Genomic DNA, 20368 nt, shown 5'->3' on the forward strand with positions numbered 1-20368 from the left:
GGCACCTTCTCAGAGTTGTGCGAGTGAAGTGAGTTCTTGCTGGATGTACGCGGAGAACTGTTCGATGCGGTGGCGAGTGAAGTGTCGGCCGCTGTAGCGCGCGGAGCCTTCGACATGTCCGTCGACGATCTCGAACTCGATCTCGATGAGCGCTTCCGGCTGGGCCTTGGCGTCCTGCATGGGCGAGGGCGGCGGGTCCAGGAGGCGTACGTACGACTCCTGGACCAGCAGCGGGTGCGGCGAGCGCTCCCCGAAGTAGTTCAGGTGGATCTGGGGCTGGCGCAGGTGCCGCAGCGCCTCCGCACCGGGCGTGCCGTCGGCGAGGTAGCGCAGCAGGCCGAAGGAGTTGCGCAGCAGGGGATCGCCGGGCAGCAGCCCGCCGACCCGTCGCAGACCGTCCCGCGGCGTCTCTCCGGGTACGGCAACGATACGGACCGGGAACATCCCGGTGTACCAGCCGACGGCACCGCTGGCGTCGGGCTCGGGGCCCGCCACGCCGCCGTACCCGTCCCGGCCCTGCGTGAGGATGCCCAGCAGCAGAGGCCAGCCGTCGGTCCACCGGTGGTACGCCCGCGCCAGGGCGGTGGACAGGACGGCCTCCATCAGCGCACGGCCCTCCTCGTCCCGCAGTCCGCGCAGGCGGGCGGTCTCGGCCGGGGCCAGGGAGAGCGGCACCCGGTACTGCTCGCCACGTGTCGGGGGTCCCGGGTCGCGGTCTACAGGAACGGGCCGGGACCCGTCGAGCACCCGCGCCCAGTGGCCGGCCAGCTCCTGCACCCTGGGGTGATGCGCGACGGCGGCCGAGGCGCGGGCCCATGCGGCGAACCCCTCGACTGTGGCGGCGTCGCCCAACTCCTCACCCCGCACGGCGTGTTCGTACGCGTGGTGAAAGTTCTCCAGGAGCTGCTGCCAGGCGTAGCCGTCGACGACGAGGTGGTGGAGGGCGAACAACAGCCTGGTGCGGTCGGGACCCAGCCGCACCAGCGTCACCGACCACGGCGGACTGTGTTCCAGGTCGGTCACCGCCCGGACTGTCCGCTCGAACTCTCCGAGTCGCCGGCTGCGTTCATCTTCGGGCAGTTCTCGCAGGTCAAGGACCCGGAACGTGACGAGATCAGGCCGTTTAGCGACGTACTGCCGCCACTCCCCCTCCGTGCGCCTCCAGCGCATGCGCAGAGCGCTGTGGCGGCGCGCGGTCCACTCCAGGGCCGCGAAGACCGCCTCCGGGTCCAGTTCGGCATCCAGCTCCAGGTAGTGGAAGAGCTGCTCAAGAGCCGGGTCGTCACCGGTCCGGTCGAAGAACACCCGTGCCCTCGGCAGGATCGGTACCAGCCCCGGGCCGTCGTCGAACCCGCTCGCGGGCGCCGGGCCCGCCGCGGCCGCCGCAGCGGCGAGGTCACTGAGCACGGGATGGCGGAACAGGTCGGCCGGGCCGAGCGTGATTCCCTTGCCCGCCGCCTTGGCGACCAGTCTCAGGGCCCGCAGCGAATCACCGCCCAAGTCGAAGAAGTCGGCGGTCCGTCCGACCGGCCCGACGCCGAGCACGTCCTGCCAGATGCGGGCCAATTCGGCCTCCAGCGGCGTGCGAGGCTCGACATGCCGCGACACGCGAGCGGGGCTCTCGCCCGCCTCGTCGAAGACGTCGACGGTACGCAGCGCCTTGCGGTCCACCTTTCCGTTGGCGTTGAGCGGCAGCCGCGCGACGCGGACGACCACGGGCACCACCGGGGCCGGAAGGGTCCGCGCCGCGTGACGGCGTATCTCCGCCGTGACGAAGGTGTCCCCGGCGTCCGGCTGGGCGACGGCGAAGGCGACGAGCCGGTCGTCGCGCAGGACCACTCCGACCTGGCGGACAGCCGGGTGGGAGCGCACGACGGACTCGACGTCCGCCACCTCGACGCGCACCCCGCGCACCTTGACCTGGTCGTCGTCGCGGCCCCGGAATTCCAGAACACCGTCGGTACGCCAACGCGCCCGGTCACCGGTCCGGTACATGCGGGATCCGCCGCCCGCGAACGGATCGGGGACGAAGCGCGCCCCGGTCGCGCCCGGCCGGTCCACGTACCCGTGGGCCAGGCCGTCGCCCCCGATGTAGAGGTCGCCCACGACACCCGCGGGCACCGGGCGCAGAGCCTCGTCGAGTACGTACACCCGCTCCCCGGCCAGGGGACGGCCGATCGGCACCACGCCACGGTCCAGGTGGGCGTCCGTCACGTCCAGCGCAGTCGACCAGATGGTGGTCTCGGTGGGTCCGTACCAGTTCTCCAAGCGCACCCCGCGCCCGAGCAGGGTCTCGGCGACGGGAGCGGGCAGCGCCTCGCCGCCGCACCAGCCGCTCAGGCCCGCCAGGTCCCCCGGGGTGTCGGCAAGTGCGGCCCAGACGGTGGGTGTGGCCTGCAGCAAGCTCGCACCGGACGTACGCACCGCCGTCATCAGGGCGTCCGGATCGAGGACGCCACCGGTGTCGTGCAGCACGAGATGGGCCCCGACCGTCAGCGGCAGCAGCAGCTCCACGATCGAGATGTCGAAGCCGACGGTGGTGACGGCCAGGACGGTGTCGTCCCGGCTCCACCCCCCGGTCGCCGCGTCGGTGAACACCGCCAGCGCGCGATGGGAGACGGCGACCCCCTTGGGGCGCCCCGTGGAGCCGGAGGTGAACATCTCGTACGCCACGGCCTCGGGAATCACCGCCGCATCGGCCGCGTCGGCCTGCGCCGCCGAGGGCAGGTCCGCCCGCACTACGGCGGTGCCGCGCGGTGCCCTGCCGATGGTCCGCGCGTCCACCACGACGGCGCGCGGCCGGGCCACGTCGCTGATCAGCTCGGTGCGGGCCGCCGGCTGCGCCGGGTCCAGCGGTACGTAGACGGCGCCGCACTGCCACACCGCGATGAGCGCCGCGATCAGCTCCATGCGCCGTGGCAGGCAGACGGCGACCGGGTCGCCCTGCCCGACGCCCGCGGCGCGCAACCCGTCCGCCACGCGGGCCGCGGCCGCGGCGAGTTCGGCGTACGAGTGCGTGCCATTGACGTCCGTCACCGCGGGAGCGGCGGCCCGCTCCGCCACGCGGGCCCGGATCCGGGCCGGAACCGGGAGCGGCGAGGCGGCGCCGGGCTCGCCTCGGCCCCACGCGTTCAGGATGGTCCGCTGCCCGTCCGGTGTCAGGACGTGGCGGGAGGACAGCGGCTCCTCGGGCTCTGTGGCCAGCCACCCCAGCACCGACCGGTACAGCTCCACCAACTGGTCCGCCTCCCACTCCGCGAAGTGGCGTGGGGAGGCCGCCAGGAGCAGCGCCAGATGCCCGTGGGTCTCGTCGGCTCCGTGGTCGAAGGAGACGTACAGCGGATAGTTCGTCGGGGCGATCTCCTGGAACTCCCCGGAGAGGCGGACCGCCGACGGGCCCGGCGTGTCCTTGCCGAGTTCCCCGAGGGCGTGGAACCGGGTGTAGTTGAAGACCGCGGTGACCAGCGGGCCATGCGCGCTGCGGCGCTCCAGTGCCGCCCCGGGGTAGGTCCGATGCCGCAGGAGCGCGGTCTCGGCCCGGAAGCACTCCTTGACCAGGGTGGCCCCGCTGAGGCCCGCCGTCCGCAGCCGTACGGGCAGGGTGTTGAGGTACATGCCCCGGGTGTCCTCGGCTCCGGCCGTCTCCGGACGGCCGTTGACGACCAGACCGGTGAGCACCTCGTCCCGGCCGGTCCACAAGGCGAGTACGGCGGCGTGCCCGGCGAGCAGGACGTCCTTGACGGGGGTGCCCAGGCGGTGGGCAAGCCGTTCGAGGCCGCGCTGGACGTCGAGCGGCAGCGGGACGACGCGCCGTTCGGCGGCGGCGGGCTGCTCGCCGCGCCGAGCGGGCAGCTCCAGCGGCTCGGCGCCAGCCAGGGTCTCGTCCCAGAACTCCCGGGCCGCCGGGTCCGCGAGGGCCTTGCGCTCGTCGGCCACGAAGTCGCGGAACAGCGTCGCCGGGGCCTCGACGGCGGGCAGCGCGCCGCCCGTGAGCAGGACGTCGTAGGCGCGAAGGATCTCGGAGACCGTAGAGGTGAAGCTCCAGCCGTCGAGGATGGCGTGGCATTCGGTGACGCAGAACCAGAACAGGTCCGTGTCCGCCTGCTGCGCGGTGATGCGGAAGAGTGGAGCGCGGCCGAGGTCCAGGACACGTCCCCGCTCCTCGCGCATCCATGCGTCCACCCGGGCGGATGCCCCGTCGAAAGCCAGGGGCGCCCCGTCCCGTCCCCTCAAGTCGACGACAGTGACCGGCGGTTCGACGTCACGGTGGACGAGCTGGAGGGGCTCGCTGTAGCTGGACAGGTCGAAGGACGTACGCAGCACCGCGTGGCGCGCCATGACATGGGCCACCGCGTCGCGGAGCAGCCCTTCGTCCAGTGCCGCGCGCACCGCGACACCTGTCACGTTCAGATAGGCGGCGTCGTCGAGCTGGTGGAAGACCATGCCCTGCTGGAGCAGGGTGAGCGGGTAGGCGTCCTCACAGCCTTCGGGCAGCAGCGGCCGGTCGGCGGGGGCGGTCAGTTCGAAGGGACAGGTTCCCTCGCCCCGGTGGGCGTCCGACTCCCCTGCGAGTACGGCGAGTTCGGACACGGTCTGGGCGGTGAACACATCCGCGACCGAGATCCCCAGCCCCTTCTCCTGGGCGAGCGCCGCGACCTGCACCGCGCGGATCGAGTCGCCGCCGAGCTCGAAGAACTTGTCATCCGCCCCCACGCGGTCGCTGTGGAGCACATCGACCCAGATCGCGGCGATCACCTCTTCGCACTCCCCTTGCGGGGCCCGGTAGGGGGCCCGGACGGCGTCAGCGAGCCGCGCCCCCCGGGCGCGCTCCCGCAGAGCGCGGCGGTCCAGCTTGCCGTTGACGGTCCTGGGCAGGTCCGTGGTCGTCGTCAGGACGGGAACCATGTGCGCGGGAAGTCGCGCCGCTAGGTGTGCCCGCAGCTCCGCGGCGACCAAGCCGTCGTGCGCGGGCACGACGAAGGCGATCAGCCGGCCCTCGTCCGCGACCACACCGGCCGCCGCCACGCCGGAGTGGGCGGCCACGGCCGCCTCGACCTCGCCCGGCTCGATACGGAAGCCGCGCACCTTCACCTGGGCGTCCACGCGGCCCAGGTACTCCAGTTCACCGTTCGCGAGCAGCCGGACGCGGTCGCCCGTTCGGTACATGCTGCCGCCGTCGGCCGCGAAGGGGTCCGGCATGAACCGGGTGGTGGTCAGTGTCCTCCGTCCTGCGTAGCCCTGGGCGACGCCCTTGCCGCCGACGTACAACTCGCCGGGAACTCCGGGCGGCAGGGGCCGCATCCAGGGGTCGAGCACGTATGCGGACAGATGCGGCAGCGGTACGCCGATGGGGCTGCCCGTCATGGGCCGCTCGGCGTCTGCCCGGGTGATCTCGCGGAGGGTCACGTGCACGGTCGTCTCGGTGATCCCGTACATGTTGACCAGCCGCGGCAGGTCCGCGACCGGCAGCCGGAACCACGGCCGCAGGGCGGTCGGCCTGAGGGCTTCGCCGCCGAAGACGACGGTGCGCAGCGCACCGGGGAAGGGGGCGTGCGTTCCCGCCCAGAGGTGGACCAGCGAGTCGAACGCGGTCGGGGTCTGGTTGAGTACGCTCACGCGTTCGTCGATGAGCAGTTTCAGGAACCGGTCAGGTGTGCGGGCGGTGTCCCGGTCGACGACCACGACGGTGCCGCCGGAGGTCAGCGGGCCCCACATCTCCCAGACCGAGAAGTCGAAGGCGATGGAGTGGAACAGCGTCCACCGGTCGGCCTCCCCGTACCCCAAAGCCGCGCGCCCCTCGGACAGTAGGGACGCGAGGTTTCCGTGGGTCACGGTGACGCCCTTGGGGGCGCCGGTGGAGCCGGAGGTGTATATGCGGTACAGCGGAGAGGCCGACGTCACCGCGCGGGACCCGAAGCCCTCGGAGGCAGCCTCCTCGGGCCCGTCCAGCGGTACGACATCGAGGTGCCCCGCTCCGGCCCACTCCGCGAGGGAGGGGTCACCCACGAGAACGGTGCAGCCCGCGTCCTCCAGCAGTGAGCGTAGCCGCAGCTTCGGGTGCTCCTCGTCCAGCGGCAGTGCGGTGAGCCCGGCCTTGGCCACGGCCAGCATCGCCACGACGAGGCCGGCGCCGCGCCGGGCCAGGACCGCGACGGGGACGCGCGGGTCGGCCACCCGCCGGCCTATGAGGCGGGCCAGCGCCTCGGCCCGCCGGTCCAGTTCGCCGTACCCGATACGGGTGGAGCCGTGTACCACGGCCTCGCGCTCAGGGTGGGCGGCGGCCTGCTCCTCGAACCAGCCGACGACGCCTCGCCGCCCCAGGCGCGGCGAGGTGTGGCGCCCGCCGTCGCCCTGCGGCAACGGGGCGCCCAGTCCGAGCGCGGACATGGGGGCATCGGGGCGGGCGACGACCTCGGTGAGGAGCGCCTCGTAGCAGGCCAGCCATGAGCGGGCCGTGTCGGCTCCGATGAGGTCGCTGTCGTACTCCAGGTACAGGCGCGTACCGTCGGATGCCTCCTCGACGGTCAGCGTCAGGTCGAACTTCGAGACGCCCAGGTCGACTTCGAGACGCCCGGCGGAGAGCCCGCCGGGCAGTTCCCGGGCGCTGGCGACCGTACGGCGGTGGTTGAACACGGCCTGGACGAGCGGCGACCGGCTGCGCTCCCGCTCGATGTCCATGGCCTCGACCAGCCGCTCGAAGGGCAGGTCGCGGTGGGCGACGGCCTCACTCGTCGACCGGTGCACCCGGGCGACGAGGTCGCGTACGCGGGGGTCGTCCGCGACCGGTGTGCGCAGGCACACCATGTTCACGAAGTTCCCCACTCGGGGGGAGTCCTCGGCCCGCCGGGTGGTGACCGGGCAGCCGATCAGCAGGTCCTGCTCACCGGTGAGGACCTGGAGCAGGTAGCGGTAGAGCGCCAGGTGCACGGACGAGGAGGTGACGCGCTGTTCACGGGCGAACCCGGTGACGCCGGAGGCCAGCTCCGTGTCGAGGAGGCGCTGGATACGGCGTCCGTTGTTGCCCTGCACCGCGGGGCGCGGGTGGTCCGTGGGCAGCTCGACGACCGTGGGAGCGCCCGCCACGCGTGCACGCCACCACTCCAGCTCCTCCTGCTCGGTGACCGGTTCCGGTCCGGTCGCCGGGCGCGGGACGACGGGCCCTGCCGCGACGCCCGCGTACCGGGCGAACACCTCTGCGATGAGCAAGTCCAGGCTGTCGCCGTCTCCGACGATGTGGTGCACGCAGAGGCACACCAGGTGCTCGTTCTCCGCGGCCTCGGCCACGGCCAGCCGTGCAAGCGGGCCGCCCGCGAGGTCGAACGGGCGGCGGGCCTGCCCCGCCAGCCACTGGTGAGCGGCGTCCGGTGACTCGAAGTCCGTGCCGAGGACCGACTCCGGTGCGGTGTCGTGCGGGCCCAGGACCCGGGTCCGGGGGCGGCCGCGCTCGTCCTCGAAGACCGTGCGCAGGGCTTCGTAGCGGGAGACTACCGCCGAGAAGGCGTCGGACAGCCGCCGGGTGTCCAGCGGCCCGGAGAGACGCACGCCAGCCGCGATGTTGTAGCCCGCGCTGTCCGGGTCCAGGCGGTGCAGGAACCACAGCCGGGTCTCGGCCCGGGTCAGCCGGGAGGAGTCCGGGGCTGCGCTCGAGGCTTCTGTGGCCTCCGGGCCCGGGGCGGATGCCTGCTCGAGTCCGTGAGCCTGCATCTCGGCGTCGAGTAGACGCAGAAACTCGGGATCGTCGAAGACGTCGGTCATTGGCTCGCCTTTGCAGACATGAGTAGGTGTTCGGCCACCGTCGCCATACGCTCGGCGTTCGGGTTGGCCGCGCGGATCTTCGCGGACTGCTGTGCGATGGTCTGGGCCTCGAAGACGTCGGTCACGGACAGCTCGGTACGCAGCACACGGCGGATCCGGTCGACGATGCGCAGGGCGCTGATGGAGTCCCCGCCCTGGTCGAAGAAGTTGTCCTCGCGCCCCGGGGCGGCGACGGACAGCGTCCCGGACCAGATCTCCGCCAGGACCCGCTCGACCGCGTCCCGGGGTGGCTCGCTCTCTCCGGACGCGGAGAGCTGGGGTTCCGGCATAGCCTTGCGGTCGACTTTGCCGCTGGGCGTGAGCGGCAGGGCGCCGAGGAAGCAGATCGCCGGGACCATGTGGGCTGGCAGCCGCGCGGCGACGTGTGCGCGTACCTCCTCCTGTGCGGGCTTTCCCTCGCCGGGAACCACATAGGCGATCAGACGCCCGTCACGGATGACCACGGCGGCTTCCCGCACCTGTGGGTGGCCGGAGAGCACGGCTTCGATCTCGCCTGGCTCGACACGGAACCCCCGCACCTTGACCTGGTCGTCGATGCGGCCGAGGAACTCTAGGGCGCCGTCCGGGAGTTGCCTCATCCGATCGCCCGTCCGGTACATCCGTGAACCGGCGGGGCCGAAGGGATCGGGCACGAAGCGCAGGGCCGTGGCAGCGGGCGCTCGGTAGTAGCCCTGCGCGACGGTCCGGCCGGCGATGTACAGCTGACCCTCGGCGCCCGTCCTCGCGGGCCGCAGCCACTGGTCGAGGACGTGCGGGATGACTCCGGGGACGGCGCACCCGACCGGCACACGTCGGCCCGCGCCCTCCTGCCCCTGGGGCTCCTGCTTCGCGCCCTTCTGCTCCGAGAGAGCGTGTCCCGACGGCGATTCGAGGTCGTCCACCAGCTGGTCCGTGGCCCAGATGACCGTCTCTGTCGGGCCGTACAGGTTGTGCAGGTGCACGCCCCGGCGGCGGGCCCGCTCGGCCAGGGCGGGGCTCAGCGGTTCGCCACCGCAGCCGCCGGTCATGCCGGTCAGATCGGCGTCGGTGGCGAGCACCTGCTCCCAGAGGCTGGGTACCGAGTACAGCCGGGTGGCCCGCACCTGGGCGATGTGCGCCGCGAGCGCGGCGGGATCGAAGACCAGACCGCTGTCGTGGAGCACCACGTGGGCGCCGAGCGACAGCGCGACCAGGAGTTCCAGGACGGACACGTCGAACCCAACCGTGGTCACCGCGATCAGCGTCTCGTCCGGCCCCCACTGCGGGGCGATCGCCTCCCGGAACGCCGCGAGTTCCCCGTGTCCCACCACCACGGCCTTGGGCACGCCGGTGGATCCGGAAGTGAAGATCAGGTACGCGGGATCGTCCGGCACCACCGGGAACACCTGGGCGGGCGCCGACTGCGGCCCGGGGTTCTCCAACGCTCCCAGAGCCAGAACCCGTATGCCCTGTGGCAGCTCCTCGACCGCCGACGCGTCCTCGGCGTGCACGACGATGACCGATGCGCCGCACTGCTCGGCCACGTCATGGACCCGTTCGCGCGGGCTCCGCCGGTCGACGGGGACGTACACGGCCCCGCACCGCATGATCGCCAGCATGGCGACGACCGTTTCCACGGTCCTGGGCAGGAAGGTGCACACGCAGTCACCACGCCCGACCCCCATGGCGCCCAACCTCGCCGCCGCGTCAGCGACTTCCAGTTCGAGCCGCGCGTGGGTCAGTTCCCGGTGGGCGTCTGACACAGCGGGCCGGTCGCCGGGCAGGGCCGCTGTCAGCATGGGCAGGGAGCGGAAGTCCTCGGCTGGGGGCTCGGGCATGTAGGCGGGTGCCTCGTCCTCGTCGGTGTCGAGGTCGTATAGGGGCCGCTCCGGGTCCTCGTCGAGCACTCGGAGCATGGCGCCGACCGACTCCGCAAGGAGGCGGGCGTCGTCGTCCCCCACCAGGGTGGTGCTGTAGCGCACCAGCGCCCTGAGCCGCTCCCCGTCCTCGTACATCTCCAGCGCGAGAGGGAACTGGGTGATTCCGGAGACCAGCTCCTCGGGCCGGAACACGGTCTGGCCGGTGCTCAGGTCACCCCGGCTGCCCTCCCAGGCGACCAGTGTCTGGAACAGGGGCACGGAGGAGGTGTCCCGCTCCGGAACGACCTCGCGGACCAGCTGCTCGAACGGCAGGAAGCGGTCCTCGTACGCCTCGGCCAGCCGTCGCTGTGTGCACTTGACGTGGTCGGAGAGGGAGCCCGTGGACGGGAAGTGGGCCAATACGGCGATGCTGTTGAGCAGTGGGCCCACCACCTCGTGCTGGGCCTCGTGAGTGCGGAGGGAGACCGGCAGCCCCACCGCGAAGTCGTCCTGACCCGTCCACCGGTGCACAGCCAGCTGCCACAGCGCGACCATGACGGCGTTCGGGGTGACAGCGGCGCGAGCGGCGGCGCGGGTGAGCGCGTCGCTCTTGAAGACCACCTCGGTGACCGCGCCCTTGTGGTCGAAGCCGTCCCGAGGGCTCAGCACCTCCAGCGGGCGTACATCCTCCAGGGCGGCAGCGCGGCGCCGCAGCATGCTGGCTGCGGTGTAGGCGAGTCGGGCCTCCTGCCGACCGGCGACGTCGCTGTACTGGACAGCCGCGGGCATCGGTTCCGCATCCCGTGCGGTGGCGTGCGCCGCGTAACGGCGGACGAGTTGGTGGACGATCGTCTCGACGGACTCGCCGTCACACGCGATATGGTGCACGCACAGGAGCAGCAGATGGCTGCCGCCGCCGTCGGACAGCAGCGCCATGCGCAAGGGGCCTTCGGCCAGGTCGAGCGGGAGCGCCGCCAGTTCGGCCGCCTGCTCGCCGCACTCCACCGAGGAGACGAACCTCTGCGGCTCCAGGTCCGCCCGCACCTTCTGCCGAGTCACCGGCAGGATGCGGCCCTCCGGCCCGTGCGCGGCCATGCGGACGGCCAGCCGCAGTGACTCGTGAGCGCTCAGGACGTCGCAGACCGCGCCGGCCAGGGCGTCGACGTCAAGCGGGCCGTCGATCCGCAGGGCGATGGGGACGTTGTACGCCTGCGGCTCGGCGGCGTAGCGGGACAGGAAGAGGAAGCGTCGCTGCGCGGCGGACAGGGGAACGGGGGCGTCGTCCTCGGGGTGCCTCGGCTCCGGGAGGTCGTCCGCAGCAGTGCCCCCGGTCTCGGCCTCGGGTTCGTCCGCCAGGGTGCGACGGATGTGAGCGGCCAGATGGTCCAGGACCGGGTTGTTGAAGACCGTCGCCAAGGAAACCCGGCGGCCGAAGCGTTCGGTGCAGGCCGCGGCCACGCGGGTGGCCAGCAGGGAGCTGCCGCCGAGAGCGAAGAAGTCGTCCCCGGTCCGGATGTCCGCCCTGCCCAGCAGTTCGCCCCAGATACGCAGCAGTTCACGGGTGACGTCGTCGGCCGTGTCCGCCGACACCGGAGGCGGGGTCAGCGCTTCTTGCTCAGCCTCGTCCCGCAACGCCGCTCGGTCGACCTTGCCGCCGGAGGTGAGCGGGAGTTCGGAGGTGACCCGGATCCGTCGCGGGACGGCGGCGGGCGGCAGGTGGGCGGCGGCGAGGGCGCGTAGCCCGGCCTCGTCCACGGCGGCCCCGGTCTCGCACCGCGCCCAGGCGACCAGATGGGGCTCAGGCTGCGGACAGAGCAGCACCACGGCCTCGTTGACCTGCGGGTGCCTGCGCAGGACGGACTCGACCTCACCGAGCTCCGTACGGATGCCGGACAGTTTCACTTGACCGTCCCGGCGGCCCCGGAACTCCAGGCGGCCGTCGTGCCGCAGGCGCACCATGTCGCCGGTGCGGTACATGCGCCGCCCGCCGCCTGTGTAGGGGTCGGGCAGGAAGCGCAGGGCCGTGGCGCGAGGATCGTCCACGTAGCCGTCGGCGACCAGCCCGCCGAGGTACAGCTCCCCGACGGCGCCAGCATCCACCGAATTGCCCGCCGGGTCCAGTACGTAGGCGTGGCGGCCCGGCATGGCGTTGCCGAGCGGAACGCTCGCCCAGCGCGCGTCCTCCGGTCCCAGCCCGCCGTGCACGGCGGTGATGACGGCCTCCGTGGGGCCGTAGACGTTGTTGAGGCGCGGGGTTCCGGAGACGTGGCCGAACCAGGTGTCCAGAGCGCCTCGGTCCAACGCCTCGCCCCCGACGAGCACTTCACGCAGAGGGCCGTCAGCCAGCTGCTTCAGATCCGTACCCCCTTGGGCGCACAGCTCGTGCCAGTACGGGGTGGGAAGGTTGGCCACGGTGATCCGGCGGGCGGCCGCCTCGGCCGCGAAGTCCGCCGGATCCCACAAGTCGTCGCCCCGCAGGACCACGGTCGCCCCGCTGGTCAGGGCCACCACGGCCTGCTCGATCCACACGTCGAAGCCGTGCCCCGAGAACTGCAGGCACCGGTCGTTCGCCGTGATGCCGTACGCGGCCGCCGCCGAGGCGGCATGCGCCAGCAGCGCGGCGCGGCGGACGAGCACGCCCTTGGGGCGCCCGGTGGACCCGGAGGTGTACAGACAGTACCCACCCACTAGGTCGCACGACTCGGCTGCGGGAACGGGCTGTGGAGCCGTCTTCTCGCCGTCCTCGCCGTCCTCCGTCGTGATCGTCAGCTCCGCGGGCTTACCGGCGTGCATGGTCTCCGTCACCCGGACGCGAGGGCGCGCGGAAGCGAGAATCTGCTCGCGCCTGCCTTGCGGGGTCCCCACGGGAATCGGCACGTACACGGCGGCGGCGTCGAGGACGGCCAGCAGCGCCACCAGGGCATTCACGGACCGCGTCGTGCTCACCGCGACCGTCTGCCCGGGCCGGACACCCGCCGCGAGAAGCCGGTCGCGCAGCGACCGGACACAATCGCGCAGTTCGCCGTACGAGAGCGTCTCGCTGTCCGACTGGACAGCGGTCCGTTCGGCGTGGCGGCCCAGCAGATCCGCCATTGTGGCCGGCTCCCGTTGGGCGGCCGATCCTTCGCGGGCCAGGGCTGCCGGCATGCCCAGCGCGCCCACCGGCTGCTCCGGCCGCACGCAGGCGGCACGCAGCACTTCGGCGAAGCGCTGCCCCAGGGCGGTCATGCTCGCCTCGGTGTAGAGCTCCTTCTGGAAGATCAGGCGCGGGCGCATCACACGCCCGTCGTCGGAAATCTCCAAGGCCACGCCGTTCTCCGCCGCAGTACGGGGGAGGCCGGCCTCCAGTGCGGAGAACGCGGGGTCAACCGCGTACTTGTTGAAGATCACGCCGATCCGGGCGGAGCGCCCGTAGACCGCGGCCATCACCTCGTTGAAGGGGGCGTCCTGGCGCCGCAGCGCCTCGGTGACGCGTGTGCGGACCTGCTCGAACAGGGCCATCACCGGCGCCTCGGGATCTACGGTGACGCGCAGCACAACGGTGTTGATGAACGGCCCCACCACCCCGAGCGCCCCCTCGGCGTCGCGCCCTGACACGGGCATGCCGAGCACCAGGTCGGACTGGCCGCTCCAGCGGGCGACGAGCACGGCCCACACGGCGAGCATGACCATCTGGTCCGTCAGTCCCAGCCGACGGGCGGTCTTCCGGATTCGGTCCGCTACCTCGACCGGGATCGCGATGTCGTGGATACCGGCCGAGAAGTCAGGGACCGCAGGCGGGACCAGATCGTTCGGCAGCGATACCGGATCCGGCGCGCCCGCCAGTGCCGCGACGGCCTCCCCGACCAGACGCTTGCGACGTGCGACACGCGGCTCGCTCGCTTCCCACACCGCGATGTCCGGGTAATCGAGCCCCGGGCCGGGTGGCGCCCCGTGCATCACCTCGTGCAGCATGACCTGCAGCGATGCCGCGTCCACGGTCAGGTGGTGCACGGCCACCAGCAGGCGGGCCACGGCGTCGGGGAAGGTCACGAGACCCACCCGGATGAGGGGCTCCCCGGTCAGGTCGAACCGGTGGGCCAGCCACTCCCGCTCCAACTCGGCCAGGCGCCGCGCGGTTGAGGGATCCGCTTCGGGGCCCAGCTCAATGTGCTCGACACGGAAGTCGCTCGTCGGACGGAACCGGATGACGGGACCGTCGTCGGTGACGACCACGCGCGAGCGCAGGGCCGCGTGCCGGGACAGCAGGCCCTCCAGCAGCAGCTGAGCGTCGGAGAGGTCCATGCGCCGCTCGGCGCGGGCCGTGAACCCCAGGGTGAACAGGGGGGCGTCCTCGGTGAGCTGGTCCGCCAGCCAGATGCGCTCCTGTGCCGGGGTCAGCGGCACCTCGGCGGGGACGGCTCCCGAGGCGGCCGGCCCCTGCGGGCGGGCGAGAGCGTGGCCTTTGCCCGCAAGCAGTTTGGCCAGCAGCGCCTGCTTAGCCGGAGAGAGGGACGTGGACCCGGTGGTCATACCGTCTCCCCGTCCGCCAGCATCGCCTGCGCCTCCTCGTCGCTCAGCTGCCCGAGTGCCTCGATGAGCCGGGTCTCGATGAAGCCCGCCAGTGCCCGCACGGTCGCGTACTCGAAGAGGTCCGCGACGGAGAGGCGGACCGAGAGCTGGTCAGCAATACGGGCGATGAGCTGCACCGCGACGAGTGAGGAGCCGCCGATCGCGAAGAAGTCGTCGTCGATGCCGACCTCGGCCACGCCCAGCGCCTCGCCCCACAGCCGGCTGAGGACCTGCTGGACCTCGGTCTCCGGCGCGATGTATGGGGTGTCCAGCGTGCGCGCGGCGTGGCCGTCCGCGAAGGCGTTCCCCGCCTTGCCGAGCTCGGCCGTACCGAAGGAGCGGACCCGTGCCAGGCGGCTGAACAGCCCTTCGGGACAGACCACGACCTGCGAGCTGGGGCGCAGGGCCAGGATCCGGCGGAAGATCTCCTGGCCTTCGACCGTGCGCAGCCGGTCACTGGGCGCCTGCGAGGGCTCCGACAAGTCCGGCTCCTGAGCGTCCGCGGGCTGCGTGGAGTCGATTCGGACGGATCGCATCGTGTAGCCCTCGATCACCACGCACGGCTGCCCCGTGTCGTCGGTGATGGTTACGTCCACGTCCAGGAAGTCGGGCCGCTGCGGGTCGCTGCGGTGCTGCTGGACGGCCCAGCAGTGCGTCGGCACCGGACGGAAGATGGTCACGGAGCGGTAGGTGAAGGGAAGGTAGTTGTGGCCCTCGTAACCGTCTGCGCCGAAGGATGTTGCCCGGTCCATGAGGGACGGGTGGATGACCAGTCCCTCGGCGTCGGCGTGGAACTCGTGCGGCAGCGTCAGTTCCGCAAGGCCACGGCCGTCCTCGCCCCGGCGGTAGGACGTGACCACATCCCAGCGGGGTCCGAAGGTCATGACGCCCTCGTCCGACTCGTCGAAGTCGGAGAGGTCGTCCGCGTGCAGCGACGTGCGCAGCGCCTCCAAATCGATGGGGGCGGGTGCGCTGCCTGTGTGGATCCTCGCCCGGCCCCGGCAGTGCACGCGGGGGCCGGTGCCGGAGGTGTCGTGGGCCGTCAGCTCGAAGATCCAGCCGTCGTCCCCGTCAGGGGAGAGCCGGACACGGATGGTCGTGGTGTCAGCTACCGCGAGCGGGTCGATGAAGATGACCTCGGACAGAGTGATGTGCTCGGCGGCCGTGGTGTCCCGCACTGCCTCGCGGACCATCTCCAGCAGGCTGGTGCCGGGCATGACGCCGACGCCATCGAGCCGGTGATCGGTCAGCACCCAGTGGGCCTCGGGGCGCAGTTCGCTCTCGTACTCGCGCAGCGCCGACTCGTCGTCGTAGCGGCGGTGCATAAGCGGGTGGCCCAGTGAGGTGCTCTGGGCACGCGCCAGGTCCTGGATGCCCTGGGACAGGTTGCCGTCGGCCACCATGCCGACCTCGCTCCAGCCCGCCCAGTTGATGGACACCACGTAGGGTCCGGATACGTCGCGGGACGCGGCGAAGGCGTCCATGAAGGCGTTTGCCGCGGCGTAGTCAGAGTGCGCGTAGTCGCCGCAGACGGAGATGATCGACGAGAAGAGCGCGATGAAGTCGACCTCTTCGCCGCACAGGCGGTCAAGCAGGATCGTTCCGCCCGTCTTGGGGCTGAGCACTGGCGCGGCCGCCTCCGGCGTGTGGATCTCCATCAGTGCACCGCCGGGCAGGCCGGCAGCGTGGATCACCCCGTTGACCGGGCCGAAGCGCTCCCGCGCGGCACGCACGACCTCGGCCATAGCGGTCTCGTCCGTCACGTCCGCCGTCCCCACCAGCACCTGGGCGCCGAGGGACTCCAGCTCCCGTATGCCGCAGATGCGCCGTCGGATCTCCGCACCGGTCGCCGGGTCGGCCAGCACCGCATCCCACTTCTCCGCAGGGGGCAGGGCGCTGCGTCCGACGAGGACGAGGCGGGCGCGGTGACGGGCCGCGAGGTCTTTGGCAATCTCCAGTCCGAGGCCGCCCAGACCGCCGGTGATGAGGTACACGCCCTCGTCGCGCAGCAGGGAAGACTCCGACGGCTCGTTGGCGATCGGCCGGTAATCCCGCACCCAGCGGCGCGCACCGCGCACGGCCACGTGGTCCTCGGCGTCCTGGCTGAGTTCGCGCACGATGCTCCGGAGCAGCCGGACGGGCTCGTCGGTGGTCTGCACGTCGAGGTGGCGGGTACGCACGCCGGGCACCTCGGTCGTGATCGCCATGAGCGGGCCGCGGGCGGTGGCCGTGTAGGGAACGGTACCCTCGGCTCCCGTGACAGCGTGGGCCCGGTCGGTCACGACCAGCAGGTCGAGCTTCTCGGGGGCGACGCGGGCCAGGCCCTGGGCGAGGTAGAGCAGCCGGTCGTAGGTCCGCTGGGCGAGGGCGGGCGACACGTCGTCGGCTGTCGTGAAGACGCCTGCCGTGTACAGCACACGGTCCGGTGCCTGCCCCGCATCCCAGGCCGCTTCAAGCAACTCCCGGACACTCGTGGGGTCGTCGGGGTCGACGACATAGCCGTCGCCGTCGTCGGAGAAGCCAAAGCCGCTGACAGCAGGGACAACGAACGCGCCGGTCGCCCGACAGCTCTCGATCAGCTCGTGGCCGCGGGTGTCGTCGTCGGTAACGACCAGCCAGGTCTCACCTAGGGCGTTGTCCGCTTGGTGCCGCTGGTGCGGTGCCTCGGTCCACACCGGCACGTACAGCGGGGCCTGCAGCGGCGGCTTCGTGCCCTCCTCCTGCGCCGGACCGGTCCGGGCGGAGTCGGTGACGGGGTCCGGACTGACCCAGCAGCGGCGGCGTTCGTACGGGTAGGTGGGCAGCGGCACTCTGCGGTGCGGGCGGCCGGTGACCTTGGCCCAGTCGAGGTGCACGCCGGAAGCCCACAGCCGGGCGGCGGCGGCCAGGACGAACGCCTCGTCGTCGACGGTCTTGTTGGGGGAGCGCAGCGTCTGGGCGGCGGCGATCTGACCGCCGTCGACCATGGCGTGCTGGCGGGCGAAGGAGGACAGGGCCTGTCCAGCGCCCACTTCGAGCAGGACGAGCCCACCGCGCCGGGCCAAGGTGCCCAGGCCAGCGGCGAAGCGCACCTCGCCGCGCAGGTGCCGAACCCAGTAGTCGGGGTCGGTGGCCTCCTGCTCGGTGATCCAGTCGCCGGTGACGTTCGAGACGTACGGGAGGGAGGGCGCCGACAGCCGGACGGAGGCGACGAGTTCCCGGAACTGCTCCAGGACCGGGTCCATCATCCGGCTGTGGAACGCGTGTGACGTGCGCAGCGGCGTCGCCTGGAGCCCCATCTCCTCAAGGATCCCGCGCAGTTTATCCACACCCTCCTGGGTGCCGGAGACCACGCTCGCCGACGGCGAGTTGGACGCGGCGAGCTGGACCTCGCCGTCCAGCTCCGGGTCATCCAGCAGCGGGCGGACCGCCTCCGCGTCGAGCGGCAGCGCGAGCATCGCGCCGCGCGGCAGCGACTGCATCAGGGCGCCGCGCCCGGCCACGAGCCGCAGGGCGTCCTCCAGGTCGAGGACACCGGCGAGGGTGGCGGCGACGTACTCGCCGACGCTGTGGCCGAGCATGGCCGCCGGGCTGATCCCCCAAGACCGCCACAGCTGGGCCAGCGCCCAGTCGACGGCGAAGGTCACCGGCTGGGTGATCCGGGTCTCCGCGAGCAGCGCGGCGGCCTCGGAGTCGGAGGCGTCGGCGTGCAGCAGATCGAGCAGATCGCGGTCCAACACCTTCGCTAGGACTGCGGCGCAGCGGTCCAGGGCCTCGCGGTAGACGGGCTGGGTGCGGTACAGCCCCAGGGCCATGCCCGGGTACTGGGCTCCCTGACCCGGGAAGAGGAAGGCGACTTCCTGCAGCTTGCTGCCTCGGCCGTCGACGCTGAGCGCGGGGTCCCCGTCTCGCCGCAGAGCCGCGACGGCCTCTTCGGGGGTGGCGGCGACGACGGCACGCCGGTGGTTGTGCTGGCCGCGTCCATTCTGCAGCGTGCCCGCGACGTCCGCCAACTCGCTCCCGTGGGTCTGCAGGTGCGCGGCCAGGTCGGCGGCGGCCTGCTCTAGAGCGTCCGCGCTGCGCGCCGACAACGGAAGCACGTGGTACCCCTGCTCGTCGTCGGCCGGCGACGCCGCGGGCTCCGGCTCCGGGGCCCGCTCCAGGATGGCGTGGGCGTTGGTGCCGCCGATGCCGAAGGAGCTGATCGCGGCACGCAGTGGGGTACCGGCCGACTCCCATCGGGTGGTCTCGCGCTGGAGGCGGAAGGGGGTCTTGTCGAGTTCGAGCGCCGGGTTTAGCTCGGTGCAGTTGATGCTGACCGGGATGACGCCCTCGCGAAGTGCGTACGCCGCCTTGATCAGGCTGGCGATGCCGGCCACCGGGCCGAGATGCCCGACGTTGCCCTTCAGGGAGGCTAGGGCGCAGAAGCCGCGCTCGGAGGTGTGTTGGGCGTACGCCTCGGAGATTGCGCTGATCTCGATCGGGTCCCCGACGACGGTACCGGTGCCGTGGGCCTCCAGATATCCGATCGTGCTCGGGTCGATCTCCGCGTCGCTGAGCGCGTCGAGGATCAGCTCGGTCTGGCCGTGAACGCCGGGGGCTGTGAACCCGGCCCGGTCGTCACCATCGTTGTTCACGGCGGAGCCGCGGATGACGGCGTGGATGGTGTCGCCGTCTTTGAGGGCGTCCTCCAGGAGCTTGAGCACCACGACACCGCCGCCGTTGGAGAAGATCGTGCCGCTTGCGTTCGCGTCGAACGGCCGCACGTGCCCGTCGGCAGAGTAGATGCTGCCTTCGACGTGTGCATAGCCGGCGCCGAGAGGGAGATCAACCTGGGCGCCGCCCGCCAGGGCCACGTCGCATTCGCCGATACGCAGACTCTGCGCAGCCAGGTGGACGGCGACGAGCGAGGTGGAGCACGCCGTGTAGACGGAGATACTCGGCCCCAGGAACCCGAACTTGTACGAGACGAGTGGGGCGACGTAATCGGGGTAGTTGCCAACGCTGACGCTCATGCCGCCGGTGGCCCGCATGACCGCCGCGTTCTGGAAGACGTAGTCCTCGCGGTACGTGCTGTTCGCAGTGCCGCCGAAGACGCCGACCCGCCGCGTCATCCGTCGGTGGTCGTAACCGGCGTGCTCAAGCGCGGTGTTGGCGAGCTCCAGGAAGAGGCGGTGCTGGGGGTCCTTGATTTCGGCCTCCCGCTGGGTAAGGCCGAAGAACCCCGGGTCGAAACCGTCGAGGTCCGACGCCGAGTAGGAGGCCGAGACGTACGTGTCCGAGGTGTACTCGGCCTCGTCGACCCCCATCTCGCGCAACTCCTCGGGAGTGCGCCACTCGACGGACTCAACGCCGTCACAAAGGTTCCACCAAAACTCGTCAGCGGAATCGGCGCCCGGGAACCGAGCGGCCATTCCGACAACAGCTATGTGATCGCCGCGCAGCGACATAACCCACCCCAGTCTCGAAACATGGCAGGCCCCTGGAGCCCTGCCTGCGGCACGCCCAGCCTGGCGTGCCGCATAGTGCTTGAACGTAAAGCGGCGTGACCCCAAGCTCCTGGCAAACCAGCACCTGCAGTTGGCAAACCCGGACACTTAGGCTCACAGTCATGAACGTGAGTCCATTTTGATCATTGATATTGCTTGCGCATTCCGCCCTGAGGACCGTTATGCGCGGCCAACACCCCCAGAGGGAGCGACACTCACGACGGGACCCAATACGATCATGCACCAATAAACAACCGATAAATGGGCTGCTCGTTGGTGGTCAGGCGCATTACATGATCGACGTTTGTCCCGGTTCATCACGTGAGACCGAGGGCACTTGGGAAGGTTGGTCTGTCGGCGTGGCGAAGACCACTGATGGTCAGGTGGTGCAGGCCAGCCGGGGCCACATGGAAGGCGTCGCCCGCGTGGACCTCGGAATCAACCTCGTGGGAAGGTGCGGTCACACACGTGACGAAGAAGGCTTCGATGCCCAAGCAGCACCTTGACCCAGATGGCGGGTCCCGATCAGCGTGACGTTGGAGCCGAGACGCATTCGGAGGTACATCACCCTCGCGCGTAGTACCGCTCCGCTCAGTTGACGGAGATCGCCCGCTCGGTGTTAGCGGCTGGCATGACGAGATATCGGTTTGGGCATGGTTGGCGCCGGTCTGAGCTCGCCTTCGAGGGGGGGGCAGAACCAAGGACTCGTATGCGCAC

At 71.4% G+C, this 20368-nt stretch carries 3 protein-coding genes; all 3 read right to left on the reverse strand.

Translation table 11 applies throughout. The annotated features are described in order from the left end of the window. Nucleotides 1-9: 9 nt before the first annotated feature. Genes FEF34_RS16660 through FEF34_RS16670 form a run of 3 tightly spaced genes read right to left on the reverse strand, consistent with a single transcriptional unit; the run spans nucleotide 10 to nucleotide 19612 of the window. Nucleotides 10-7755, reverse strand: coding sequence for a non-ribosomal peptide synthetase (locus tag FEF34_RS16660; protein WP_138053897.1), 7746 nt, complete (start codon nucleotides 7753-7755; stop codon nucleotides 10-12). Next, a complete protein-coding gene (locus tag FEF34_RS16665) occupies nucleotides 7752-14144 on the reverse strand; it encodes a non-ribosomal peptide synthetase (protein ID WP_138053898.1) in 6393 nt (2130 codons plus the stop codon). Before FEF34_RS16665 ends, FEF34_RS16660 begins: the two co-directional genes overlap by 4 nt. Beyond that, nucleotides 14141-19612, reverse strand: a complete 5472-nt coding sequence (locus FEF34_RS16670) for a type I polyketide synthase (RefSeq protein WP_138053899.1) — start codon at nucleotides 19610-19612, stop codon at nucleotides 14141-14143. Before FEF34_RS16670 ends, FEF34_RS16665 begins: the two co-directional genes overlap by 4 nt. Between the last annotated feature and the right edge of the window lie 756 nt (nucleotides 19613-20368).

This window comes from Streptomyces marianii (assembly GCF_005795905.1).
GTDB classification, from domain to species: domain Bacteria; phylum Actinomycetota; class Actinomycetes; order Streptomycetales; family Streptomycetaceae; genus Streptomyces; species Streptomyces marianii.